This is a genomic window from Campylobacter aviculae (assembly GCF_005406215.1).
Lineage (GTDB): Bacteria > Campylobacterota > Campylobacteria > Campylobacterales > Campylobacteraceae > Campylobacter_D > Campylobacter_D aviculae.
This window is the reverse complement of record NZ_NXMA01000001.1, coordinates 1-26,449: the sequence shown is the minus strand read 5'-3', so window position 1 is coordinate 26,449 and position 26,449 is coordinate 1. Positions and strand designations below refer to the sequence as shown.

At 28.3% G+C, this 26,449-nt stretch carries 23 protein-coding genes; 4 read left to right on the top strand and 19 right to left on the bottom strand.

From position 1 onward, the window contains the following. Position 1: 1 nt before the first annotated feature. The 16 genes from CQA76_RS00115 to CQA76_RS00040 form a co-directional block, all read right to left on the bottom strand. A complete protein-coding gene (locus tag CQA76_RS00115) occupies positions 2-613 on the bottom strand; it encodes a phosphatidylserine decarboxylase (protein ID WP_137621427.1) in 612 nt (203 codons plus the stop codon). Beyond that, positions 610-2,541 carry an ATP-dependent zinc metalloprotease FtsH gene (gene ftsH / locus CQA76_RS00110; protein ID WP_137621567.1) on the bottom strand — a complete coding sequence of 644 codons (1,932 nt, stop codon included), beginning with the start codon at positions 2,539-2,541 and terminating at the stop codon, positions 610-612. The genes CQA76_RS00115 and ftsH overlap by 4 nt, the downstream gene beginning before the upstream one ends. Beyond that, positions 2,531-3,385 (bottom strand): 50S ribosomal protein L11 methyltransferase, encoded by an 855-nt coding sequence (locus CQA76_RS00105; protein ID WP_137621426.1) that lies wholly within the window; start codon positions 3,383-3,385, stop codon positions 2,531-2,533. Before CQA76_RS00105 ends, ftsH begins: the two co-directional genes overlap by 11 nt. A gap of 24 nt (positions 3,386-3,409) precedes the next feature. Continuing rightward, positions 3,410-3,808 (bottom strand): chemotaxis response regulator CheY, encoded by a 399-nt coding sequence (locus CQA76_RS00100; RefSeq protein WP_137621425.1) that lies wholly within the window; start codon positions 3,806-3,808, stop codon positions 3,410-3,412. 346 nt (positions 3,809-4,154) lie between these two features. Then, positions 4,155-5,924, bottom strand: a complete 1,770-nt coding sequence (gene pglF, locus CQA76_RS00095) for a UDP-N-acetylglucosamine 4,6-dehydratase (configuration-retaining) (RefSeq protein WP_137621424.1) — start codon at positions 5,922-5,924, stop codon at positions 4,155-4,157. A gap of 1 nt (position 5,925) precedes the next feature. After that, positions 5,926-7,086, bottom strand: a complete 1,161-nt coding sequence (gene pglE / locus CQA76_RS00090) for a UDP-N-acetylbacillosamine transaminase (RefSeq protein ID WP_137621423.1) — start codon at positions 7,084-7,086, stop codon at positions 5,926-5,928. Positions 7,087-7,740: 654 nt separating this feature from the next. Next, positions 7,741-8,328 (bottom strand): acetyltransferase, encoded by a 588-nt coding sequence (locus tag CQA76_RS00085; protein ID WP_137621422.1) that lies wholly within the window; start codon positions 8,326-8,328, stop codon positions 7,741-7,743. Continuing rightward, the gene (gene pglC, locus CQA76_RS00080) at positions 8,315-8,917 is read right to left on the bottom strand and encodes an undecaprenyl phosphate N,N'-diacetylbacillosamine 1-phosphate transferase (RefSeq protein ID WP_137621421.1); all 603 of its coding nucleotides are present in this window, start codon (positions 8,915-8,917) and stop codon (positions 8,315-8,317) included. Before pglC ends, CQA76_RS00085 begins: the two co-directional genes overlap by 14 nt. Beyond that, on the bottom strand, positions 8,910-10,040 hold the full coding sequence (locus CQA76_RS00075; protein ID WP_137621420.1) for a glycosyltransferase family 4 protein: 1,131 nt from the start codon (positions 10,038-10,040) through the stop codon (positions 8,910-8,912). Before CQA76_RS00075 ends, pglC begins: the two co-directional genes overlap by 8 nt. A gap of 14 nt (positions 10,041-10,054) precedes the next feature. Further along, complete coding sequence (gene pglB, locus CQA76_RS00070; protein ID WP_137621419.1) at positions 10,055-12,199, bottom strand: undecaprenyl-diphosphooligosaccharide--protein glycotransferase; 2,145 nt, start codon at positions 12,197-12,199, stop codon at positions 10,055-10,057. Between the two features lie 3 nt (positions 12,200-12,202). Beyond that, on the bottom strand, positions 12,203-13,300 hold the full coding sequence (pglJ, locus tag CQA76_RS00065; protein WP_137621418.1) for an N-acetylgalactosamine-N,N'-diacetylbacillosaminyl-diphospho-undecaprenol 4-alpha-N-acetylgalactosaminyltransferase: 1,098 nt from the start codon (positions 13,298-13,300) through the stop codon (positions 12,203-12,205). Further along, complete coding sequence (gene pglI, locus CQA76_RS00060) at positions 13,288-14,217, bottom strand: GalNAc(5)-diNAcBac-PP-undecaprenol beta-1,3-glucosyltransferase (protein ID WP_137621417.1); 930 nt, start codon at positions 14,215-14,217, stop codon at positions 13,288-13,290. Before pglI ends, pglJ begins: the two co-directional genes overlap by 13 nt. Further along, on the bottom strand, positions 14,210-15,286 hold the full coding sequence (pglH, locus tag CQA76_RS00055; RefSeq protein WP_137621416.1) for a GalNAc-alpha-(1->4)-GalNAc-alpha-(1->3)-diNAcBac-PP-undecaprenol alpha-1,4-N-acetyl-D-galactosaminyltransferase: 1,077 nt from the start codon (positions 15,284-15,286) through the stop codon (positions 14,210-14,212). Before pglH ends, pglI begins: the two co-directional genes overlap by 8 nt. Beyond that, positions 15,287-16,981 carry a BC-type lipopolysaccharide transporter PglK gene (gene pglK / locus CQA76_RS00050; RefSeq protein ID WP_137621415.1) on the bottom strand — a complete coding sequence of 565 codons (1,695 nt, stop codon included), beginning with the start codon at positions 16,979-16,981 and terminating at the stop codon, positions 15,287-15,289. It lies immediately after the preceding gene. Next, the gene (gene galE, locus CQA76_RS00045) at positions 16,975-17,961 is read right to left on the bottom strand and encodes a UDP-glucose 4-epimerase GalE (protein ID WP_137621414.1); all 987 of its coding nucleotides are present in this window, start codon (positions 17,959-17,961) and stop codon (positions 16,975-16,977) included. The genes pglK and galE overlap by 7 nt, the downstream gene beginning before the upstream one ends. Positions 17,962-18,020: 59 nt before the next feature. Next, on the bottom strand, positions 18,021-18,812 hold the full coding sequence (locus CQA76_RS00040; protein WP_137621413.1) for a 3'-5' exonuclease: 792 nt from the start codon (positions 18,810-18,812) through the stop codon (positions 18,021-18,023). Between the two features lie 66 nt (positions 18,813-18,878). Here CQA76_RS00040 and waaC point away from each other — a divergent pair, with 66 nt between their 5' ends. Genes waaC through CQA76_RS00020 form a run of 4 tightly spaced genes read left to right on the top strand, consistent with a single transcriptional unit; the run spans position 18,879 to position 23,387 of the window. Continuing rightward, positions 18,879-19,907, top strand: coding sequence for a lipopolysaccharide heptosyltransferase I (gene waaC, locus CQA76_RS00035; protein ID WP_137621412.1), 1,029 nt, complete (start codon positions 18,879-18,881; stop codon positions 19,905-19,907). Continuing rightward, a complete protein-coding gene (locus CQA76_RS00030) occupies positions 19,897-20,784 on the top strand; it encodes a lipid A biosynthesis lauroyl acyltransferase (protein ID WP_137621411.1) in 888 nt (295 codons plus the stop codon). The genes waaC and CQA76_RS00030 overlap by 11 nt, the downstream gene beginning before the upstream one ends. Beyond that, positions 20,784-22,334 carry a glycosyltransferase family 2 protein gene (locus CQA76_RS00025; RefSeq protein ID WP_137621410.1) on the top strand — a complete coding sequence of 517 codons (1,551 nt, stop codon included), beginning with the start codon at positions 20,784-20,786 and terminating at the stop codon, positions 22,332-22,334. Before CQA76_RS00030 ends, CQA76_RS00025 begins: the two co-directional genes overlap by 1 nt. Then, positions 22,335-23,387, top strand: coding sequence for a glycosyltransferase family 4 protein (locus CQA76_RS00020; protein WP_137621409.1), 1,053 nt, complete (start codon positions 22,335-22,337; stop codon positions 23,385-23,387). It abuts the gene before it with no gap. On the opposite strand, the gene CQA76_RS00015 is transcribed toward CQA76_RS00020, so the two are convergent. The 3 genes from CQA76_RS00015 to CQA76_RS00005 all read right to left on the bottom strand — a co-directional run bounded on the left by CQA76_RS00015 (position 23,376) and on the right by CQA76_RS00005 (position 26,423). After that, positions 23,376-24,605, bottom strand: coding sequence for a glycosyltransferase family 8 protein (locus CQA76_RS00015; protein ID WP_137621408.1), 1,230 nt, complete (start codon positions 24,603-24,605; stop codon positions 23,376-23,378). The genes CQA76_RS00020 and CQA76_RS00015 overlap by 12 nt on opposite strands. Continuing rightward, on the bottom strand, positions 24,586-25,551 hold the full coding sequence (locus CQA76_RS00010) for a glycosyltransferase family 2 protein (RefSeq protein ID WP_137621407.1): 966 nt from the start codon (positions 25,549-25,551) through the stop codon (positions 24,586-24,588). Before CQA76_RS00010 ends, CQA76_RS00015 begins: the two co-directional genes overlap by 20 nt. A 68-nt stretch (positions 25,552-25,619) precedes the next feature. After that, positions 25,620-26,423, bottom strand: a complete 804-nt coding sequence (locus CQA76_RS00005; RefSeq protein WP_137621406.1) for a glycosyltransferase family 2 protein — start codon at positions 26,421-26,423, stop codon at positions 25,620-25,622. Between the last annotated feature and the right edge of the window lie 26 nt (positions 26,424-26,449).

Genomic DNA, 26,449 nt, shown 5'->3' with positions numbered 1-26,449 from the left:
CTTAGTTCAAATAACCCAGTAAAGTTCCTGATCTTACTTCATCTCCAATCCCTGCTCGGATACGTATATTTTTTGGAAGTATAAGCTTAATTTTTCCATTAATCAAAAAACCTAACCTGTCTCCTACTTTTAAATCGTAAGAAATACAATCGAGTTTTAATTTTCTTCCCAAGCTTCCGGCATATATTTCTAAAAATATTTTAGATGAATTTGTTGTAGCATTTATACAAATTTTCTCTTTTAAAAAATTTAAATTCCCAGATTTATCATCTAAAAAAAGTCCGTGTTTGCATTTAATTTCATCAATATTCATTTCAAAAGGAGTATAAAAAGATCCTACATTACAAAAAGAATTAGTAATACTTATTTCTATACTTTCCCCTAATTCTTTATGAAAAATATTATCTATTTTAGTAATTTTACCATCTATAGGAGAGAGAATGGCTTTATTATCACTACAATCTAAAATACGACTTGGATTTCTAAAAATAAACAAAAATATCACCAATAAACAAAAAAGAATAAAAGAAAAGCTATTTAATATCCAAAAAAATATAATAAAAACAATAATTGTACCTATACTTAAATAGCCTTCTTTGGCAATATATTTCATTTGACTTCTTCTTTATTATCTTCATCGCTTTTTTGCAAACGACTTGGAAGATTGTTTTCATTTTCAAAATTTTCGATAATTTCACGCACTTTTGCACCTTCTATAGTTTCCTCTTCATAAAGTGCTGCAACCATAGTCTCAATAGCACCTTTATAGATATTAAGAGTATTTTTTACATCTTTATAGCGATCATCTAAAGTTTTTTTCACATAATCATCTAAAGATTCTGCCATTTTTTCAGAATAATCTTTAACAGTTTGTCCTCCACTTAAAAAAGTATTCCTTTGCTTTTCAAGAACCATCAAACCAGCAATTTCACTCATACCATACATAGAAATCATTGCTTTTATAATGTCTGTAGCTCTTTCTAAATCATTGCTTGCTCCTGTTGAAATTTCTCCAATAAATACCTCTTCAGCTGCTCTACCGCCTAAAAGCACATCAACTTCTGCAATTAATTCATGCTTTTGCATTAAAAATTTATTCTCTTCAGGAGTATTAAGCGTATAACCAAGAGCAGCAAGACCTCTAGGAATAACAGATACTTTGCTAACTTTTTTCGCTCCTTTAGTTGTTTCAGCAATCAAAGCATGACCGCACTCATGATAAGTTACAATTTTTTTCTCTTTATCATTAATACGACGCGATTTCTTTTCAAGTCCCGCTATAGCTCTTTCTACTGCTTCTACAAGATCATTTTGTTCTACATGTTTTTTAGAATCCCTACCCGCTAACAACGCAGCTTCATTAATAATATTTGCTAAATCAGCTCCAGCAAGTCCTGCGGTAAGTCTTGCAATATCTTCAACTTTCACTTCAGGAGAAATTTTAACATCTTTCATATGTACTTTTAAAATATCACACCTGCCTTTGAAATCTGGCTTATCTACTAAAACTTGTCTGTCAAACCTACCTGGTCTTAAAAGAGCAGCATCTAAAACTTCAGGACGATTTGTAGCTGCTAAAACAATTACAGGAGAACTTTCAGTTCCAAATCCATCCATCTCTGCTAAAAGTTGATTTAAAGTCTGTTCTCTCTCATCGTTCCCACCCATCATACCGCTTGCAGCACGACTTTTGCCTATAGCATCAATTTCATCAATAAACACAATTGCAGGAGCTTCTTTTTTAGCATTTTCAAATAAATCTCTTACCCTAGATGCACCCACTCCTACAAACATTTCTATAAAAGAAGATCCAGAAACACTGAAAAACGGAACATCTGCCTCTCCAGCAACCGCTTTTGCAAGTAAAGTTTTTCCGGTTCCTGGAGGTCCAACAAGCAAAAGTCCTTTTGGAATTTTAGCTCCAAGTTTAATATACCTTTCTGGATATTTTAAAAAATCAACTATTTCTTTAACTTCTTCTTTAGCTTCTTCAACACCTGCAACATCGTTAAATTTCACTTTTGGCTTTTCAGAATTAACCAATTTTTTAGAACTTCCTATTCCTAAAATAGAACCACCCATATTTTTTTGCATACGACTAGCTAAGAACATCCAAATTCCAAAGAAAATAAATACTGGCAAAACCCATGAAAAAAGTATATCAGTAAACCAATTTGTTTCAGAATATGCTCCATAAGCAATATTTTTACTATCGAGTAAACTTACAAGCTCAGGATCAATAACTTTTTTTGCAGTATAAACTGTATTATGTATGCTTGATACTGCTTTTATAGTAGTTTGTCCTATACTTACTTGATTAATTTGACCATTTTCTATTAACTTTTTAAGTTCAGAATAAGGGATATTTTTATAGGTTTCTCCTCCGTTTAAAACTCCATTAAAAGAAGTATTTCCATCAAATAAACCTTTAAAAATAACTATCATCACAATAGCAAAAATTGCAAAGATAAAAATCGGGTTTTTGTTAAAAAAATTATTACCCTGCGAATTACCTTTATTATTTGAAGAATTACTCATTATTTTTTCCTTTATTTTTTTTATATGCAAAAGAGCACCATTCATTGATTTTTAATTCATCAATAAGTTCTAAATCTTGAAATTTTTCTTTAATTCTTGTCTGATATTTATCTAAAATTCCAGACAATATAAGTATAGCATTCTCTTTTAAATGCTTTTTAATATCTTTCTCTAAAATCAAAATAACATCTGCGATAATATTTGCTACAATTAAATCATATTTAAATTTTGCTTTATCAATGGAACCTTGCCAAGAATTTTCAAAACAAACATTATTTAATCTTGCGTTTTCCAAAGAACTTAAGATAGCTAACTCATCAGTATCACAAATTTCCACCCTGCATCCTAATTTTGACATTGTAATACCCAAAATCCCACTACCACAACCCAAATCTAAAACCAAATCATCTTTTTTTGCAAATTTTTGTAAAAATTTTACACAAGCATACGTACTTTCATGATGACCTGAACCAAAAGCTAAAGCTGGGTTTATTTTGATATTTATGTAATTTGGTTTTTCTTCTTGCCAAGTGGTATGAATATAAACATTATCTATTAAGATAGGTTTGATATTTTTTTTATATTCTTCTATCCAATCTTTATTTTCTTTTTCTTTGATGGTTTTACTATAGAGAATGTCTTCTTTTGTATCGAATTTTTCTTTCAGTTTTTGAGCAAAAACCTCAAGAGCCCATGAGAGTTCCTCTAAACTCTCATTTGAACGTATATAAATACCCTCATTTTTCTCTTCTATTGCCTCGATGCCTAAATCAAAAATAAAATCAAGAAATAAATTCTTATATTGTTTATTTACTTTAAAAAACAATTCATAATAATTTTTTTGCATTTAATATTTTCTAAAATAACACAACTACTCTGCTGCAACTTCCCCACTTCCAGTACCAGTACCTAAAACATCTTCAAGTTTTTCTTTTAGAACTTGAGGAGTAAATGGCTTTACAATATAATTATTAACACCTGCTTTTAAAGCGGTAATTACTTCTGCTTTTCCACCCTCTGTTGTAACCATAATAATAGGCATATCTTCATATTTTTTTTCAGCACGAACTTTTTTTACGAGCTCTAAACCATTCATTTCAGGCATGTTCCAGTCAGTAATTAAAACTTGAATATCATCGTTTTTAACAAGCAAATCCCAAGCTTCTACCCCATGCTCAGCTTCAAGAACATCATCATGCCCAAGTCTTGTTAGAGTATTCTTAATAATCCTTCTCATAGTAGAACTGTCATCAACAACCAACAATTTCACAATTTGTCCTTTCAAAATTTTTTATTTTGCTATCAATTTTTTAATTTGTTTAAATTGTAAAAAGTAATTATAACATTTTTTCCTTAATTATTCTTATATTTTGCTACTAAATAAATAAAAATATATCGATTAAAATTATACCACAAAACAAAATATAATATAATTATAACCATTTAAAGTAAAAAATCTCATAATTCGATTTTTACTTTAAATTTTCTATCTAAAATTCTAAATCTTAATTTCATTTAGAATAAACCCACTAAACTCAAATTTAATTTTATTCGTTTTACGATCCAATCATTAAAAACTATAATTTTATATTAAAATAATTTTCAATAAAATTGTATTAATTACCTCCGGCATTATGTTTAAATTCAGGCACTATCTCTTTTAAAAGGCTAATTACATCTTTATTCTGCTTAAGTTTCTCAATTTGAGAATTTAAAACATTTAAATCAACTTTTTCATTCTTTACTACAAAAATACTTTCATACTTTGTTTTAGCGTCATTTTCATCGATTAAAAGTTCTTCAAAAAGCTTTTCTCCTTTTCTAAGTCCTACGATTTTAATTTCCAAGTCAGGACGATTTGAAAGCAAAAGCATTTTTTTAGCTAAATCCATAATCTTAACAGGTTTTCCCATATCAAGCACAAAAAGTTCTCCACCTTTTGCAATAGCCCCAGCCTGCAAAACAAGTTGCACAGCTTCATTTACAAGCATAAAATAACGCACGATATCAGGATGTGTTAAGGTTAGCGCTTCTCCATTTTCAATTTGAGCTTTAAATTTAGGAATCACACTTCCACTTGATCCTAATACATTACCAAAGCGCACACAAGCAACTTCAAAATCAGAACTCGAAGAACTTAGTGTATAAAGCTCACAAACTCTTTTAGTGCATCCCATGACACTTGTTGGACGCACAGCTTTATCCGTGCTAATCATTACAAATTTCTTAACACCATTGGCTTTAGCACAATCGGTTAAAATTTTTGTCCCTACTATATTATTAATCACAGCAGCATAAGGATTTTGCTCGCAAAGTGGGACATGTTTATAAGCAGCAGCGTGTAAAATCAATTCAGGTTGATATGTTTTTAATGCTTTATCAAGAGAATCTTGATCTAAAATACTCATCATCAAAGGAGTGATTTTTTCTTTGAAATTTTGCAATTCCTCATTGATTTTATAAAGATTAAATTCGCTATGATCAAGCATTATAAGATGTTTTGCACCAAATTTAATGCATTGTTTGCAAAGCTCACTTCCTATAGTGCCACCTGCTCCACTTACCAAAACAACCTTATCTTTTAAAAATGCCGCTACAGCTCCATCATCTAAATCTTTTGGCTTTCTAGCTAAAAGATCTTCTATGCTGATATCTCTAGTTTTATTTTGGGTAAAAGAAAATATTTTAACATCTATAATGCCATAGTCTATTAATTCTTCAAAAAGCTTTTTTAAGGATTCTTGCTCTAGTTTCAATGCAATAATAGCTGTTTTAATACCATCTTGAACATATTCTTTAATTTTGCTTTTATCTTGAACGATAAATTTGTCACAATAAGTCCCTATAAGCTCTTTTCTCTCATCGATCACCCCAACAGGATAAAATCCTAAACTTCCTTCTCTTGCACCCTTTAATAAGTGTAAAGCCTTAGAAGTTGCTCCTATGACAATACAAGGATTTTCCTGCTGGGCTTTAGAAGATTTAAAATCTACAAGCATTCTTTTACTGATTCTTAAAGTTCCTATAAACATATAAGATATAACAAAATCAATCCCTATTGCACTTCTTGGAAAAGGATTGAAAAAATCACTAAAAAAATAAAAAATAATCAAAAAACAAAATTCAGCCAAAACTAAAGCAAAGAAAATTTTTCTAGCTTCGTTTAAAGAAAAAAATCTCCAAGCAACCTTATAAATTCTAAAAATAAATAAAAAAGCTATTTTTAAAAAAATTAAAATAATGCCTGCTTTAAACATACCTTGATAGAAAATATTTGCAATATCTCCACTAAAACGCAAAGAAAAAGCTAAAAATATAGAAAGAGAAAATAAAACAATATCAAAACATAAAAAAAAGATTAATCTTCTACTTTTATAAAAATCCATATCATTCCTTTATGCTTTTAAGAATTAATTCTGAAATTTCTTTTACATCATTTTTTTGCATAGCTGTTCCGCTTGGCAAACAAATTCCTTTTTGAAAAAATAGCTCACTATTTCCATTGATATAAGCTTTACAATCTTTAAAAACTGCTTGAGTATGCATAGCCTTCCAAAGTGGGCGTGTTTCAATCTGCTCTTTTTTTAAATCATCTATTAATTTAGAAATTTTTGGATGCAAGGGTATATTTTTTTGAGAAATGTTGATATTTTTTTCGCAAGAATTAAGCTCTTTCATATCAAAATCAATCAAAGCGGTACTTAGCCAACGATTACTTCTTGAATCTTTTAATTCGTCTAAAAAAGTTAATTTATCTCCTAAAAATTCTTTATACCAATTATAAATTTCTCTTTTTTTAAGCACTCTTTGTTCTAAAACTTCCATCTGTGCTAGACCAATAGCACCTAAAACATTACTCAATCTATAATTATATCCATAATCTAAATGTTCATAATGCAAACAATTTTCCCTTGCTTGAGTGCTATAAAATCTCGCTTTTTCGATTTTTTCTTTATCTTTACCAACAAGCATACCGCCACCTGAAGTTGTGATAATTTTATTGCCATTATAAGAATAAGCCCCAAATTCTCCAAATGTTCCTAAAGCTTTTTCTTTATAAAAACTTCCCAAAGCTTCAGCGGCATCTTCAATTAAAATAATATTATTTTCGTTACAAATTTGCACAATCTCATCCATCTTTGCAGAATTTCCATAAAGATAAGTCAAGATTAAAGCTTTTGGCTTTTTTTCGCATTCCTTAATAGCAAGTTTTAATAAATTAATATCAATATTATAAGTTTCATCACAATCTATAAAAACAGGTTTTGCTTTAAGATAGCAAATTGGTGCTACTGAAGCTATGAAAGTGAAAGATGAGGCTAAAACTATATCATTTTGTTCCACTCCCGCAACCCTTAAAGCCAAATGTAAAGCCGCGGTAGCTGAATTTAAAGCTAAGGCATTTTCACTTTTGCTGTACTCTTTAACACTCTTTTCAAAACGATTTACAAATTCACCTAAGGGTGCTATATAATTACTTTTAAAAACTTCTTCAATATATTTTAATTCATTGCCACTCATATGAGGAGGAGAAAGAAAAAATCTCATTTTTTATCCTTTTTATAAAGAGCTTTGTATTTGTTATACATTGTATCTAAAATAATTTACTAAAAATCAAACATTAAAAATTCTTTTTGCAACTAAAATTTATTTTTATACCACATTTGAAGTTTTTTTCAAATCTTCTTTTTTACACATATCTTTAAAAACTTAAGGAGTATTTTATTTTTAATGATAAAATAAGTTTGTTCTTATTTAGCAATTTCATTTTTTCTACTTTAAAAATTTCTAAATTTTCACGTCTTATAAATTTTTATAAAAAAATTATATTAATTAAAACACAAATTCCATCTTCTCAAACCATCACCACATTAATACAAAATATCAAATCAAAAGCAATAAATCCACAATTTAACTTCCAAAGATCTTGTAAAATTTTATTTTCTAATCTGAAAGAATAAGAAAGTATCAAAATAATGCCAAATATTAAAAAATTCCAAAAATATAAACAAGTTGCAAATATAATTAGCACTTTAAAATTGCATTTTATTCTAATTTTAAAAAGAATTTTATGTTTAATTTCATTATTTATAATAGAAAAACATACTGACTAAAAATATCAAATAGCCAACACCGCTAAACACCCATCCCAAAGGTGAAGGATATTTGACAAATTAATCAAAAAAGTGTATTCCAAATCGCCTATATCCTTCTTGCAGGCACTCCTACAAAAACACCTTTTTCATTTTGACTTTTAATCAAAGTTGATCCTCCACCTAAAATACTATCATCAGCTAAGCTTAAATTTGGCAAAATACAAGAATTAATTCCCAAAAGACAATTTTTTCCTATTTTTACATTGCCCGCACACTTAGCTCCAACGCTAATATGTGAAAATTCTCCAATTTCGCACTCATGTTCGATTACACTTGAGGTATTTAAAATAACCCCTTTTGAAATTTTTACCCTTGCATTTACTACAACATAAGGCATGATTAAAATTCCAGCATCTTCTTTTATAGAAGCACTAGGGCTAATGATCGCACTTGGATGAATGAGATTGACTATTTTAAAACCACTTTGAGAAACTTTTTCAAAAAAATCTTTTCTTAATTGATTATTCCCTATGGCGATAAAAAAATCATATTTTTCTAAATTTGGATCAAAAGGCTTTGCTTTGAAATCATCTAAAAAAATGCATTCTTTATAACCTAAACTCAAAGCGACATCTTCACAAACTAATCCATGCCCACCCGTGCCATAAATGTAAATTTTTTCAGTTTTTGCCATTGAATTTCTCTGTAGTAACGTGTCCTTCTTTGCTCACTCCGCTTCTTTTTAAAACTTTTAAAGCGGTTAAAAACATAATCTTTAAATCAAATAAAAAACAAAGATTCTCTACATAATAAACATCAAGCTCGAATTTCTTTTCCCAAGAAATAGCGTTTCTACCATTTACTTGTGCCCATCCTGTAATACCGGGACGCACACTGTGACGCAATTTTTGTTTTTCATTATAAAGAGGCAAATACTCCACTAATAAAGGACGAGGCCCAACAAAACTCATATCACCTTTTAAAACATTAAAAAGCTGTAAAAGCTCATCCAAACTTAAAGATCTTACAAGTTTTCCAAAAGCCTTTAAACGCTTTTCATCTGGCAAAAGTTCTCCATTTTCATCTCTTTCATCGCTCATTGTTTTAAATTTATAAATTTTAAAAATTTTTTCATTTAAACCTGGTCTATCTTGAGTAAAAATAACACTTCCTTGAGTTAGTTTTAAAAGCAAAGCTGTTATAAGAATAATTGGAGAAAATAATACAAGCAAAAATAAAGCTAAGCAAAAATCAAAAATTCTCTTAAAAAAATGATTATACATTACTAATTACCCTTTTATAAATTTCCAAATAATGCTGTGCTATGATATTTTCATCATATTTTAAAGCATCCTTGGCTGCATTTGCGCCTAAATTATCCCTTAATTTTTCATCGCTCAATAAAAGTTCGATTTTATCACTTAAATCTTTAGCATCTCCTGTTTGAAACCAAAGTCCATCATAAGCATTTGAAATTGCCTCCACACATCCTTCACAATCACTCACTACAATAGCTTTTCCACAAGCTTTAGCCTCTAAAACACTCACAGGAAACCCTTCCTTATAGCTTGGTAACACAAAAATATCACAATTTTGCAATAATTCCACTATATCATTTCTAGAACCCAAATAATGCACACAACCCGAATTTAAAAAATCCAAACTCGCACAAGAAGGATTATCATCTCTTCCACCTACTAAAATAAAATTGGCTTGTTCTTTTAACAATCTTGCACTCTCATAAAATTCTTTAATTCCTTTATGCCATAAAGCCCTTGCTATCATTAAAACGACGGGTTTTTCATCAATATCAAAATTCTTCCAAAAAATTCTTTTTGACTCGTGATTGATTTTTATAGGGAAAAATTTTTTAAGATTAATGCCAACTGATTTAATGATAAAAATTTTTTCTTTCTTAAGTCCTAAATTTCTCATAAATAAAGCGTTACTCTCATTTACAAAGATAAAGCCATTAGCAAGCTTAAAAGAAATTTTATACAATAAATTAATATTCCATCTTATCATCTTACTTTTAAAATTATCATCAATATAAAAAGAACCAAGGCCTTCCACTAAGCCAAAAATATATTTAATTTTGGCTAATTTAGCAGCTATAATTCCAAAAGTATTGCTTTTGTGCGCAGCACATTGAATAAGATCTAAATTTAAATTTTTTAATACCTTTTTCAAATGAAAGAAATTTTTAAAAACCACGAAAGGATTTAAACTAGATCTTGAAAAATCATAAACAACAAGATTTAAATCCAACTCTTGAAGTTTTTGCGCGTATTCATCTTTTGGAACTATGATAAAAATCTCATGGCCTTGTTTTTTTAAAGCTTTAATAATTGGCATTCTAAAATGATATATACTTGCTCCTGCGTGAGATAAGAAACCGATTTTCATCTATATGGAACCTTTTAAATTTTTAGTTTGAAAACTTTAGCGTCTTGAGTGTTAATCACCAAATCAAATAAATTCTTATCATAATTTCCCAAAAAGAACATTTGCACAAAAGCACTGTTAAACATAGTCTTATCCATCAATATAAATTGTATGTATGGAATAGAACTATTTTTGATATAAAAAAGATAATATTGTCCATTTTCGTTAATTGGGATCATTTTATAATCATCTTGTTGTATTGAATTTAACTCAATAAAAGTATGAATATCTGCTGAAACATCATTATCAAATTTCAAACTTCTAAAATCATCACTTAAAGAAACTCCATTGCTTAATATAATTTCTCCATTATCATTGCTTAAAGGATAAGCTGCACTAAAAACAAAAGGTTGATTAAATTTTCCAGTATCGAGATTGATTAAAGAAAAACTAGCGATCGTTGAAAAAATAAAAGACATTCTAGCAGGCATATAAATATAGATATCTCGGGTTTTAGGTGTATCTATTTTAAAATCAGATCTAGATAAAGAATCTAAGAATAAATCGACATTGCTTTCATTATAATCTCTCATCATCGCCTGTAAAATATCTTTTCTTAACAGACTATTGCTAGGAGCATAAAAACTTTTTTCCGTATATTCCACACTTAATCTTGCCATATTTGCAGCTGATCTTTGATCTTTACTTAAAACAAAAGAAGGGAAGAAGTTATCTTTTCCTAAATGTTTTCCACCATCTACTAAGGTTTTAACATCGCTATAATAACGAATAGGATAACCATAATCCCACCAAGTTACAACATAGTCTTCTCTACCAGCAATTGATTTTAATTTGTTCAATAGCGAAGCTTCATTTTGAGAAAAAACCGTTGGTGCTCTATAGATATAAATATGAAAAAAAGCTGGAATTAAAGACAAGAAAACAAACAAAATAACAATAATATTCACTGCTTTTAAATTATATTTTTTTAAATTAATCTCTCTTAGAAAATAAATCAAAAAACCAAATCCAAGAGCCAAAATAGGTACAGCATAAATAGTAAAACGAAGCCCCCCTTTTAAGGCCAAAAAACCTAGAAAAAGCATTGGTAAAGTTAAAATTATGCTTTTATGTTTCATTATAAGCCAAATAAAACCTATAATAGAAACAAAAAATACAATCTCGCTAGAACTGATTCTTTTCATAAAAACACTTAAATCAATGCTTTCGACTTCTTGTATGGTTTGATTAACATTAAAATAAACAAAACCTTGCGTCAAACTTGAACTCTCATCTGTTCTAAAAATATAAAATTTAAGCTGATAAAGTATAGGATCAATTCCACCGCTTAAAATCAAAAAAATCAAAGTTATCATTCCCAAAACAATTAAAAATTTCAACTTGAAATACTCATTTTTAAACACATAAAAACAAAATAATAAAACTACAATGGCACTTTGATAAAACCATGCAATATTAGAAAGAGTTATAAGCATTAAAATAACACCTATATAAAAAATAGTTTCTTTTTTATGAAAAACTAAAGTATAAAGCAGAAAAAATCCTATCAAAGCAACATTTAAGGTATAGCTTGAAGGATACCACCAAAGATAAACCATCACAAAAAAAGGTAAAAGAATTAACGATAATAAATCTTTTCTTAAATTAAGTCGTATCATAAAAAACAAAATAAAAAGCGGTAAAACAATAACGAGCATATCTGTATCATAATATCCCGCCATAGTTCTATTATAATAACTATTAGCTATACTTGCTAATAATGCTGCTATAAAACCAGCCAAAGGACTTTTATATTCATTGGCAATTAAAACAAGTGGTATAGTGATCAAGGAAGATAAAAAAACGCTCATATATAAAATAACGCTTTCAAAACTAAAAGGGCTAAATTTATAAATCCAATAAGTAAGCGTAGATAAAGGAGCATCATAATATGATAAATCATTAGGTTGATGAAAACCTGCTATCATATCTCTTGCACCCTCAGCAAAAGCATAGCCGTCGTTTGAAGTGATCATAAGCTGATCGTTAAAAAAATACTCGTTAAATTGACTCGCCCAAAAAATCCAATAAAATCTACATACAACACTAAAAATATAAGCAGTTAAAATCATTAAAAATAAAATTGTATAAGGGTTTTTAAAATATTCTTTTTTAAACATACACTATCCTATTAAATATTCTAAAGCATTACGTGCAATCTTAACTTTATCAAAATCAAGTGCTCTATTTTTGGCCTTATTTTTATAAGCTTGTCTTAAATTTTTATCTTCAAGCATTGTTTTTAAACCATTAAACATAGAATTTTCATTATTTACTTCTACCAACAAACCAAACTCATCATTCCCAAAAAGCTCTTTAGCTCCACTTTTATGATCGGTACATACCACAGCACACCCACAAGCTAAACTTTCGATTAAAACATTAGAAAAGCCTTCAAATACCGAAGCAAACGCAAAAAATTCGCATTTGCTCATATATTTATAAGGATTATTATCAAAACCTAAAAGTAAGACTTGATTTTCCAAGTCAAGTCCTTGTATCAAATTTTCTAATTCATTTTTTAAAATTCCCTCGCCTAAAATAACAAGCTTTAAATTTGTTTTAAGTCTTGCATAAGCACGGATAAGCAAAGCGTGATTTTTCCCTGCATCCAATCTCCCAACGCTTAAAATAAATTTATCTTTTAAAGCAATTTCCTCTTGAGATTTTTTTTCTATATTTTCTAAATCTATAGCGTTATATAAAATTTTACATTGTTCTTTTTGGATTTTAAAATTTTGAACTAGATCTTCTAAATTTCCTTTAGAATTTGGTAAAATCAAATCCGCCTTAGGATACAAACAAGAAATCAAAAATTTATTCGCCCAAGAATTAAAATTCTTTTTTTTATACATTACGCTTGGAGTGGTGCATTCATTAATAACGAGGCGGGTTTTATTGCCAAAAATTCTTGCCATTAAAGCTATATAATTTGGACGATTTAAGAATACAAATTCGGTGTTTATATTTAGTTTTTTACACATTTTTTTATATTTTAAAGCCAAAAATGGAAGTTTAATAAATTTTAAAATCGCATTTTCACTAGGCTTAGAATGTTCTAAAAAATGGATATTGCATTTTGGTATCTCATAAGAAATTTTCTCATTCATTAAAATCAAATGCACTTCAAATTTAAGATTTAACATGGGAAGTAAAGTTGCCACAACTCTTTCAGCGCCACCACTTCCTAAAGAATAAATAAAAATTGCTAATTTTTGCATAAACTCGTCCGTATTTTAGATAATTTTTTAATCATACTACTTGGAATTATACTTAAAATGAGTAATATTAAAGCAGGTGTATTTATCTTGATACTCAAACTTTTAAATAAACAACGATAAAGCTCTTTAAATTTTCCTCCAAGTTTTGCATAATATGCCGCCATCTTATAATAACTTGCACACATATTTTTATAATCTTCATCGCCAGTTTGTTCTAACTCATTTTCTAAAATTCTAGCAAGTTCTAAATAACCAAGATAAACTCTAATAGCATTTTTACTTGCCGCTAAAGTTACACTATCGCTTCTATTTAAACGATAAATTCGAAAGGCTTGATGAATATAAAAAGTTTTTTCCTTGTATAGGTGTATCCAAAGTGTTGCTTCATTTCCATAAAATTCTTCATTAAAACGCTGATTGTTTAATAAAGATTTTTTAAAAATAGAAAAAAACTCTCCGTGAAATTTTCCCATCAAAAAATCTTTCTTACAAAGTTCTTGATCTTTGTTTAAGCCTCTTCCGCTAAATTCTTGAGTGAGTTTTCCTTCTTTTTCTATAAAACAATTTCCAATAACATGAGAATAACCCTCATCAATTTTTTGCATTAAAATTTCTAAAGCATGAGGCAAAAGCTCGTCATCATCATCCAAAAAGCTTATAAATTCCCCATTAGCATGATCTAAGCCATTATTTTTGTTTCCATTAGGTCCTGCTTTGTATTTATCGTTTAAAACATATTTTATACGATTATCTTGCTTTTGCATTTCTTGCACTATATCTTTTGTTTCATCATCTGAATGATCATCGCTAATGATAATTTCTAAATCTTTATAATTTTGCATCTGTATGCTTTTAATGGCTTTTTTGAGTAAATTTGGACGCTTAAAAGTAGGAACGATGATTGAAATTTTAGCCATGAGAAACTTCTTTAATCAATTTTAGCCATTGTTTTTTTATCTCATTAATATCAAAATTAATACATCTTTTTTTGGCATTTTGTATTAAATTTAATCTAAAATCTTCATTTTGCAAAACCCATTCAATTTTTTTTGCCAACATTTCTTCATTGTCACATTCTACCAAAATACCATCTTTATTATCTTCGATCAAATCTTTAGAGCCATCATGATACAAAGTTGAAATTCGGCACACATTAAAATACAAACTTTCTACAAGCACAGTTGGCAAACCCTCAACAAAAGAGCAAAGACAAAGTATTTTAGCCTTTTTATAAAGCTCTTTAACATTTTCCACTCTGCCTAAAAATTCCACCCCGATATGCATTTCTTTGGCTTTTTTTTCAAGCACAGATCTTAATTCCCCATCACCCGCTACTACAAAACGATAATTTTTTCGTATATTTTGATCTAATTTAGCGATTGCTTTTAAAAACATCATAGGGTTTTTATTTGCATCCAAGCGACCCACAAAAAGGACTAAATTTTCTTTTTCAAAAGAAGAATCAAGTGGAATTTCACTGCTAAAATGACAAGGGTTTAATAAAAGTTCAACCCTTTTGACAAATTTTTGATAATAAATTTTATCACTACTACCTAAAACACTTAAAGCATCACAATAAGGATAAGTCAAACGCCTTAAAAATCTCCAAATTTTAGATTTTAAATAAGCTTGATTGCTATGCTCACTAATAATAAGTGGGGTATTAAGCCCTATTTTAGCGATAATACAAGCGATATTTGTAGTATCTAAAAAAGAAATAAATACATCGCTTGGAGTTTGTTTTAAAAATTTTCTCAATGTAAAAAATTTCTTAAAACGACTTGCAATTTTATGATAAATCGTATCAAATCTAAACTCTGGCAAGGTTTTAAGATTGATATTATTTTCCAATGGATAAAAAGAATTTCCTTGGTGAAATTTTATGATACTCACCTCATGTTCCTTACAAAGTGCATTTGTTAAGGTTACCAAAACACGCTCTGCACCACCTGAGTTTAAAGTCGCTATAATAAAAGTAATTCTCACTTAATCTTCCTTAATCAACTCACCATGCTCTAAACGATAAATACTATCACAATTTGTTATAGTAGAAAGACGATGTGCAATGATAATCATTGTTTTATCTTTTGAAATTTTATAAATTTCATCCATGATCTTAGCTTCACTTTTAGTATCAAGCGCTGATGTTGCTTCATCAAGAACTAAAATTTCAGGTTCTAAATACAAAGCTCTAGCAATAGCTATGCGTTGTTTTTGCCCTCCGCTTAAATTACTTCCACCATCTCCAACTTTTGTCCAAATTCCATCAGGAAGATGCTTGATAAAATGTTCCAAATTTGCTTGCTTGATCACTCTAAAAAGTCTTTCTTCATCAATCTCATCTCCAAAGCTAATATTTTTAGCAATGCTGTCATTAAAAAGATAGATATTTTGAGGGATATAACCTATTTTTTGGCGATATTTTTTAGCGTTTTTAGAATTTAATTCCACCCCATCAACCAAAACCTTTCCTTCTTTTGGACTTAAAAGCCCTAAAATAATATCCACTAAAGTACTTTTACCACAACCGCTCTCCCCTATAAAAGCGATTTTTTCACCTTTTTTTATCTCTAAATTTAAACCATTAAAAAGATTTTTTTTACCCTTATAACCAAAACTTAAATTTTCAAGCCTGAGTTCTTTTTTAAAAGAAATTTCTTCATCGCCTAAATTTTCTTCTTCTTGTTTAAAAATTTGATAAATAATATCCAAAGAAGAACGATAATAAATCAAATCATGATAACTTGTAATGATACGATTTCCACTTGGCATCAAACGATAAAGCGCTAAGACAAAAATGGAAATTGTAGCTAAAATGCTAGAAATATCACTTTCATTTTTTAAAACCAAAAAAATCACGATAAAAACAAGGATGCAAAAACCCACACCCTCTAAATAAATTCTAGGAATGGCACTCATGCTTTCATTAGTAATATTTGCTTTAGCAAAAGCTTCGCTTTGAGCTTTAAAAAGATTTAAAATTCCATCTTCCTTGGTTTTGAGTTTAATGAGTTTAAAATTATTTAGATTAGTGTTTAAAATTTCAAAAAAATTTTTCATTGCTTCTTCGCGTCTAAGCCCTGCTTTTTTGATAATAGGGCTTAAAATTTTAATTAAAATCAATGCATTAAAAACCATAAAAATACTTAAAAATAAAGTGATTTTATAATTAATTAAAAGCATTAAAACATAAAGCAATATCACAACAAAAATCTCACTCATCATCAATAAAAATGAAGAAATCATCGTGCTTAGATTATAAACTTCTCCTGTGATGGATTTTAAAATTTCAGATTGATTTTTTTGAGTAAAATTTTCATAATTAATATTTAAAAATTTTGCAAAAACTTTATAGGCAATATTATGATATCTTCCTTTGGAAAATTTAGCCAATAAGTGAAAATAATAACTATTTAAAAGAGCTCTTAAAACATAAAAAATAATCAAAACAAAACCAAAATAAACAATGATTTTAAATGTTGGCAAAGCTAAATAATTTTTAATTTCTATCAAATAATGATTACGATCAAAATAAGAAAAATCACTCGCTAAAGTGATAAAAGGCATCACTAAAGAGATTGCAAAACTTTCTATAAAAGAAATTAAAACAGAAAAAAAAAGCAAAGAAAATAAAAATTTTTTATCCTCTTTGCTTAAAATGAAAAATAGTCTTTTTAGCACTGTTTTTCCCAATCATAAGCTGATTTGCAGATTAAATCCAAATCATCAAATTTTGGCTGCCAAGAAGTTAAAGTTCTTATTTTTTGTGCATCAGAGATCAAAACACTTGGATCCCCTTCTCTACGAGAAGCAAGTTCTACCTTAAAATCAACCCCAGTCACTCTTTTCATAGACTCAATCACTTCTTTTACACTAAAACCATGTCCATAACCCACATTAAAAATATCGCTTTCATGATTTTGCAAATACTCTAAAGCAGCCAAATGCGCACTTGAAATATCATCAACATGGATATAATCTCTTATACAAGTTCCATCTTTTGTATCATAATCATCACCAAAAATAAACATTTTTTCGCGTTTTTTTGCCGCACATTCTGCCGCTACTTTTATAAGTAAAGTTGCCTTTGGATAACGTTGGCCTATATGAAAATCCATACAAGCACCCGCAACGTTAAAATATCTTAAGATACAATACTTAAATTCAGGATGGGCTTTATTGGCATCTTTTAAAACCTCTTCACTCATTAATTTACTTCTACCATAAGGATTAATAGGCGCTAATGGACTATTTTCACTCACAACCGGAGTTTGAGGTTCTCCATAAGTTGCAGCCGTAGAAGAAAAGATAAATTTATTTACACCCGTTTCTATACAAGTTTTAATCAAATTAGTAGTGTTTATGGTATTGTTCATATAATATTTTAAAGGATTTTGAGTGCTCTCAAAAACCTCTATACTTGCCGCAAAATGAACAATGGCATCAAATTTTTCCCTTTCAAATAAAGATTTGACCTCTTTAAAATCACTCAAATCTAATTCAAAAAATTTAAAATCTCTTATGCTTTGCAAATCGTTGATTGCGATTTTTGATCCCTTAGAAAGATTATCTAAAACACAAAGTTCATGATCTGTTTTTAAAAACTGCCTTAAGGTATGAGAACCGATATATCCTGCACCGCCGCTGATAAGAATTTTCATCATTTTTCCTTTCTTGATTACTAATAACTTTTTAAATTTTAATATATTTATTTTAACGATTAAATTTGTATTTTAGAAATTTCATTTTCACACGCTTTGCAAAAGACTTCAATATAAGAACGATTAGCCTTTTTTGTTTTTAAAAATTCACTCATGGTATCTAAAAAGCCAACATAATCCTCATCGTTAATATTTGCTTTGATTAGCTCATATTTTAAAAAAAGCATATAGGTGTTTAAAACATCGCTTTCGCAATACTCATGAATTTTTTCAAGTTTATCTTCATAGTATAAACTCATCACCTCATCACCATGCACATCATATTTTCCTGGCAAATCAGCCATGGCACAAAGCACATCAAGCTTCATCCCCCTAAATCCTCCAAAGCTTTCGAACAAATCACAATGCTTAAGCTCTGAAAAACGCGTTTTATAATTATTCCATTTATCACTTTGCGTATCAAGATAATTTGCCGCTTTAATATTGTATTTTAAAGCCCTTAAAACCAACAAAGGCATATCAAAATTTTTTCCATTATAGCTGACTAATTTTGGTTCATATTTTTCAATAAAAGAAAAAAAATTATGGATCATTTCTTTTTCATTATCACCATCTATTTTATTCACTTTAATAAATTTACCAAAACTATCAGCAATCACTGCACAAATACTCACAATCTTATGATAAGGTAAAGGCAAAAACTCATTTCCACTTTGCTCTTTTTGCCATTCTAAGGCTTTTAAGCTCACCTCCAAATCATTTCCCTTAAAAGCTAAAGTTTTGCGGATCAAATCGACATCAGGTATGCTTTCACAATCAAAAATACAAATATAGCCCTCATTTTTAATCATAGTTTAACCTTCTTTTGTAAAATTATTTGTTAAAATCATAGCAAAAAAATTACAATATAGGTTTGAATGAAAATAGCAATCGTTCGTTTATCCGCTTTAGGCGATATTATACAAAGTGCTGTAGTGCTGCAATTTATAAAAAATTTCAAAAAAGATATAGAAATTCATTGGTTTGTAGATGAAAAATTTAAAGGCATACTCAAAAATCATCCACTCATTGACAAACTCTATGCCCTACCCTTAAAAGATAAGCATTTTTTTAAAAGCTTGAAAATTTTGCTTAAGGCTAGAAAAAACAATTATAATGCGGTTATTGATCTACAAGGACTTATAAAATCAGCCCTAGTGAGTCGAATTTTGAGTCGCAATAATTTTGGCTTTGATCAAAACAGCTTAAAAGAAAGTTTTGCACACAATTTTTATAATCAAAAATTAAATATAGATTATAATGAAAATGTTTTTGTTCGGTATCTAAGCCTTAGTTCTTTTACTCTTAATGAAGATTTTAATCCAAAAGATTTAGCCTTTAAAAAAGATGTTTTTTGTGTAGATGAAAATTTAAAACAGCTTTTGCATAAAAAATTAAAACTTGATCAAAATACAAAAAATATACTCATACATGTTGGATCAAGTGTGGAAAATAAAATTTATCCTAAAACAAAAGTTACCCTTCTTTGCAAACTCATCATTCAAGAATTCCCTGAAGCCAAAATTTTCTTATCTTGGGGAAATGTTAAAGAATTTGAATTTGCTAAGGATGTGATCAATTTAAGTGCCATTGATGAAAAAAATATAGAACTTGCCCCAAAATTCAACCTAGAAGAACTTATGGCATTTACAAAAATGATGGATTTAGTTATTGGTAATGACAGCGGTCCTACTCATCTTGCTTTTGCTTTAAATAGGCCTTCTATTACCATATTTGGAGCCACTCCAAGTTATAGAAATGCCTATAAAACAAACATCAATAAAATCATAGACGCAGGCAAAAAAATTACAAATTCTAAACATATCGATAAAAGTGATTTTTGCATTATGCGTATAGAAGAAGAGGATATTTTAAAACTGATCAAGGAAATTTTTGATGAAAAGTAAAGATTGGCTTTATCTTTTTGCTTATTATACGCTTAAATTTTTAGTGATGATTATGCCTGATTTTATTCTTGATTTTTTAGCTTTTATCGTTGCAAAAATCGTTTTTAAGATCAATCATAAACATCGAAAAATTATAGATATCAATCTTCAAATTTGCTTTCCTGAAAAAAATCAACTCCAAAGAGATGAGCTCTCTTTTCAAATTTATCGCAATTTTGCTAATTTTGGATTAGATTGTATTAAAAATCAAAACACAAGCAAAGAAAAAATTTTAAATAAAGTTGTGATCGACAATGAAGAAATCATAAATGAAGCCTTAAAAAGCCAAAGAGGTATTATATTTACAACTGCACATTATGGAAATTGGGAACTTTTAAGCCTTGCTTATGCTGCTAAGTTTGGAGCTATTTCCATAGTAGGAAGAAAGCTAGAAAGTCAAAAAATGGATTCTATTTTGGCCAAAAATCGGACTCAATTTGATATAGACCTTATCGATAAACAAGGCGGTTTAAGAAAAATGCTAAATGCAATTAAAAATAAACGAGTATTAGGCATACTCACTGATCAAGACTGCACCGATAATGAAAGCATTGGGCTTGATTTTTTTGGTAAAAAAGTCAATTATCAAATGGGAGCTAGTGTTTTAGCCCAAAGAACAAAGGCTTTAATTTTACCCGCTTTTGTGTATCAAGGCGAGGATAAAAAATTTCATATCCGACTTTTTAAAACTATAGATCCTTTAGAAAAAAGCATCGAAGAACTCACGCTTTATCAAGCAAATTGTTGTGAAGAAATGATTAGATTTAAGCCTGATGAGTACTTTTTCTTTCATCGTCGTTTTTCAAGCTATGATGAAACAATTTATAAGGATATTTAATGAATTTAAAACAAATCAGTGTTTTTATCATCGTTAAAAACGCACAAAATACACTACTTAAATGCCTTAACTCCTTAAAAGAATTTGATGAAATTATCTTACTTGACAATGAAAGTACTGATGATACTATAAAAATAGCCCAAGATTTTCAGCTAAAATACAATAATTTAAAAATTTACAAAAGCGAATTTATAGGTTTTGGGCCTTTAAAAAATCTTGCCTTAAGTTATACTAAAAATGATTGGGTTTTAAGTATAGATGCAGATGAAATTTTAGAAAAAGAATGTATAGAAGAATTAAAAAAGCTTGATTTAAAACCAAATAATATCCTTGCATTACCAAGAAAAAACCTTTATCAAGGAGAGTGGGTTAAAGCTTGTGGGTGGTGGCCTGACTTTGTTTGGAGAGTTTTTAACAAAACGCATACTCATTTTAATAAAAATTTAGTCCATGAAAGTCTAGAAATCTTTGAAAATACAGAAAAAATTTATCTCAAGCATGGACTTAAACATTATGCTTTTAACAATATAGCTCATTTAATTGAAAAAATGCAATATTACTCCACCTTATGGGCTAAACAAAACTTACACAAAAAAAGTAGTATTTGCAAAGCCAATCTAAGGGCGATTTGGACTTTTATAAGAAATTATTTTTTCAAAAAAGGCTTTGTTTATGGTTATAAAGGCTTTATAATTAGCATTTGCAATGCCTTAGGAGCTTTTTTTAAATATATGAAGCTATATGAACTACAAAATAAAAAACCAAAAAATTGTGCACTAATCATCACCACTTACAATCAAAAAGAAAGACTAGCTCTAGTTTTAGATAGCATCAAACACCTTAGCTTAATGCCTGATGAAGTTATTATAGCTGATGATGGGAGCAAAAATGATACAGCAGATTTAATCAAAAAATATCAAGAAAACTTTCCTTGTGAATTAAAACATGTTTGGCAAGAAGATTTGGGATTTCGCGTGGCAAAAAGTCGCAACAATGCCGTAAAAGCGTCTCATTGTGAATATATCATTTTAATTGATGGGGATATGATCTTAGAAAAAGATTTCATAAAGGATCATTTCAAATTTTCTCAAAAAGGTTTGATTTTACAAGGTTCTAGAACCATTTTAAATGAAAATGAAAGCGGTAAAATTTTAGAAAATCAAAATTTTAAACTAGCTTTTAATAAAAAAGGATTTAAAAATCAAAAAAATAATTTCTTAGCTAAAGTAATTTATAAATTTTCAAAAATTGATAAAAAAATCTTTAAAAAAACAACGCTAGTTAAGGGTAGTAAAACATGCAATATGAGTTTTTATAAACAAGATTTTGAAGTTATAGAAGGCTTTAATGAAAATTTTATTGGATGGGGTAGAGAAGATAGTGAATTTGTTGCGAGATTTTTATTTAATAATGGAATTTTTAGAAGAATCAAATTTAGCGCCCTAGCCTATCATATCTATCATCAAGAAAATGATAAAAATATGCTCCAAAGCAATCATGAAATTTATCTTGATACTATAAAAAATCAAAAAACCACTTGGAGAAACTAAATGAATATTTTATTACTCATTGGAGATATCACCATAGGTGGAGGTGCTGAACGCGTTGTGGTTAATCTTGCTAATGCTTTTTTAAAATATGATCACAAAGTAAAAATACTTAGTTTCTACAAAGGAAATGAAAATATAGCTTATGAAATAGACAAAAATATAAAAGTTGATTTTTTGAATTTAAAATCACAAAAACAAATGAAAAAAATCTTTTTTTATAAAGCATTTTATAAATATTATGAAAGCTATCTTTTAAAGAGAAAGTATAAAGATATTGATATTATGATTTACAATAATTGTCCGCAATTTCCTCTTTTTAAAAATAAAAACACAAAATATATTCATTTTATACATTCGCATTTTAAAAAATACAAAAATAAAAATAACTATTTTGATACCTTAATTGTGCTTTCAAATAAACAAATCCATCTTTGGAAACAACACCATAAAAATGTTTATATCATTCCTAACTTCTTACCATTTATCCCGCAAAAAATAAGTGATCTCTCTCAAAAAAATGTTCTTAGCGTTGGAAGATTTACTTCAAACGATGAAAAAGGATTTTTAAGGCTTGTAGAAATTTGGGAGATTGTTCAAAAAAATGACACTTATAAAGATTGGACTTTAACTCTAGTGGGCGATGGAGAGTTAAAAGAAAACATTAAAACTTTAATCAAAGAAAAAAATCTTGAAAATTCTATTATCTTAAAACCTTTTACTAAAGAAATTGAAAAAGAATATCTAAAAGCAAGTATTTATGTGATGGCGAGTCATTGGGAAAGTTTTGGTATGGTTTTAATAGAAAGTGCAAGTTATCAAATTCCCAGCATAGCTTTTGATGTCAATGCAGGTCCAAGCTATATCATAGATAATGAAAAAAGTGGATTTTTGATTAAAGATGGAAATTTAGATGAATTTGCTAACAAACTTTGTCTTTTAATGGATGATGAAAATTTAAGAAAAGAATTGGGGGAAAATGCCAAAGCTAAAGTTGAAGAAAATTTCAGCAAAGAAAAAGTAATAGAACAATGGAATGAAATTTTAAATTCTTGATCTAAAATGATATTTTTTAAAATTATAAATCATCTTTAAGGCTTTTAAATAGACCCCAAAAAAATCTTTCTTATGTTTTCTAGCGTGTAAAATACTTTCACCAAGCATACAACAAAGCCCAAAAATATCGTCATTTATCTTAGATGTTTGCTCGATATAAAATTGATCTCTTTCTGTGCTTTTTATAAGTTGATGAATTTTAAAAAAATTAGCCCTTTTTACACTCTTTAAAAGCTCATATCCTAAGCTAGCATATAATAAATAAGCCTTAATATCTTGCTTTTCTTTAAGCAATTCTTCATTAAAAATAGGTGTTTTATTTGCCATATCCCACCAATAATCATTGATATTTTTACCCTTATAATCAAAATAAGATTTTAAGAATTTCCAAGGCTTTTCGCCATAATGAAGAATTTTTGGATTTTTAAGCGCCTCGTTGAATTCTGTCCTTGTATAGTTGAGACGATTTTTTTTCTCATCTTTGCAAATGGTATAAAAAAGAGTGATAATATTAAAATTATAAGCAAAATCAAGTTTATGCCTTAATCTTGTTTCTATTGTAGCGTTTAATAAGTCTTGATCTGCCGCTTTTATATAATAGCACTTGCTTGCCAGCTCTTCACATTTTTGCTCGATACTATGCTTTTTGTATTCTTCTAAATTGATCAACAATAATCCTGAATTAAAATAATTTTCATCAAAATAAAAAATTTTCTTTTTATCGTTTTCTTTAAATTTTATTTTTGATTTTTTAGAGCCAGGGTCCCCCACAACCCCTACTATTTTATCTTTTAAATTTATAGAAAAAAGCTCCCTTATGTCGCACATGCAAAGCATGTCGGAATCTAGATAAAGGCATTTTTTTATACTTTCATCAAAAATAGAACTCAATCTTAAGCGATAATAAGGCAATTTTAAACTATGTGCTGCACCACTTGTAGGAAAATTTTCAAAATCTTCATCATTTTTTATATGTATGATAATTTCACATGGAAAAATTTCATTTAAGGTATTTTGCAAATTTAAAAGTTTTTCTCTAGTCTTATCGCTTACAAAATTACTCAATATATGAAAAAAATACTTTTCATCTTTTATATTTGAATTTTCATCAAAACCTTTAAATTTTTTACTTTTGTCTGTATTTGAAATAATGCTTGTTATCAAAACTGATGTATATTTTATATAATTTTCATCTGCACTAAAAACTAGATGATACATTTGCTTCCTTTAAAATATCTTTGGCTAATTTAATATATTTTTTTCTTTTTATTTTAACTACTTTTCTTTTGAGTTTTAACGCAAGCTTTTTTAAGAAATTCTTTGTCAAGTACTTATAGGTTAAATCTAATTTATGGATATTTAAATTACAAATAATAATTTGAGAAAACAAAAAGTATTCTTTAAGAACTTGCTTAGAAGCTAAATTAATCTCATTGGCTACATATATCAGATCTTTTACGCTATTTTGTATCCTTTCTATATTTCTTTTTTCTCTTGTGATAGAATAAGGATTAAAACAATAACAATATAAAGCCTGATTGATTAAATAAATACTTTTTGAATTTTTAAAATATAAAAAATTAGTTAGTACATCTTCTGCTATGGAGATTTTTTTATGATGTTTAAAAAATGACTCCAATGAATCAATATAAAGTTTTTTTTTGTAAATTTTATTGACCATAGAATTAAAAAATCCAGAACTTAAATGTTCAGAAATACATAAAAATAAAAATTGATTTATATTTAAATTAATATTTTGCATACTAAAACAAGTGTTAGTAGTGCTTTTATCTTCTTGCTCCATTTTAAAATTAAAAATTACCAAATCACTCATTTGTTGATTGAAAGAAAAAATACCAACTTCACAAGCATTTAATTCCAAATAATCATCCGGATCTAAAAACATGATATAGGGAGAGTTTGAATTTAAAACTCCTTGATTTCTGCTTGCAAAAGTGCCTAGATTTTTTTCATTGTGGATTATTTTTATTCTCTCATCTTTTTTAGCATATTCTTTAGCGATTTCTATGCTTTTATCATTGCCACAATCATCCACTATAATGATTTCTATATCTTTAAACGTTTGATTGATACAACTTTGCAAAGCTCTTGCTATGTATAATTCTACATTATAAGTTGGTAGGATAATTGAGATTTGAGGCATTAAAATCCTTTAAGAGGTTTTTTGGAAATTATATTAAAATCCTCCAAACTGCCCATTTTTTGATTCATCTACAATCTTCCTTTTAAACCTTCAATTTCTTTTTCCAAATTTAAAAAAAACTTTTCATTAAATTCCCAAAAATCATTTTTGATTGTTTTTAAGATCTCTAAGCTTCTTTTTTTATCTTGACAATTTTGCCATAAAATTTCTTTATTTTTATTTTCATACCTACCTTTTTCATTAAATTCATAATGATAAAGACATTCTTTAAAAACAGCTATTTTTTCACACAACATAAAATAAAAATAGCAAAAAAGTACATCCTCTCCATAACAAATTCTTTCAAAAATATCAATTTTTTCAAAACTTTTAAGGATCAGATCTTTTTTAAAAACTTTCGCCCAAACCGACCAACAATAATGCTTTTGATTGGTTAAAAACTCTAGAAATTGTTCTTGAGTAAAAATTTCATCTTTTTTAAAACGATAAAATTGCTTAGTTTTTACTCTATGAACAAAGGCATCAAAACAAAGCAAATCGAATTCAGATTTTATATTTTTAACGACTATTTCACAAGCATTTAATTCCAAATAATCATCCGGATCTAAAAACATGATATAGGGAGAGTTTGAATTTAAAACTCCTTGATTTCTGCTTGCAAAAGTGCCTAGATTTTTTTCATTGTGGATTATTTTTATTCTCTCATCTTTTTTAGCATATTCTTTAGCGATTTCTATGCTTTTATCATTGCCACAATCATCCACTACTATGATTTCTATATCTTTAAACGTTTGATTGATACAACTTTGCAAAGCTCTTGCTATGTATAATTCTACATTATAAGTTGGTAGGATAATTGAGATTTGAGGCATTAAAATCCTTTAAGAGGTTTTTTGGA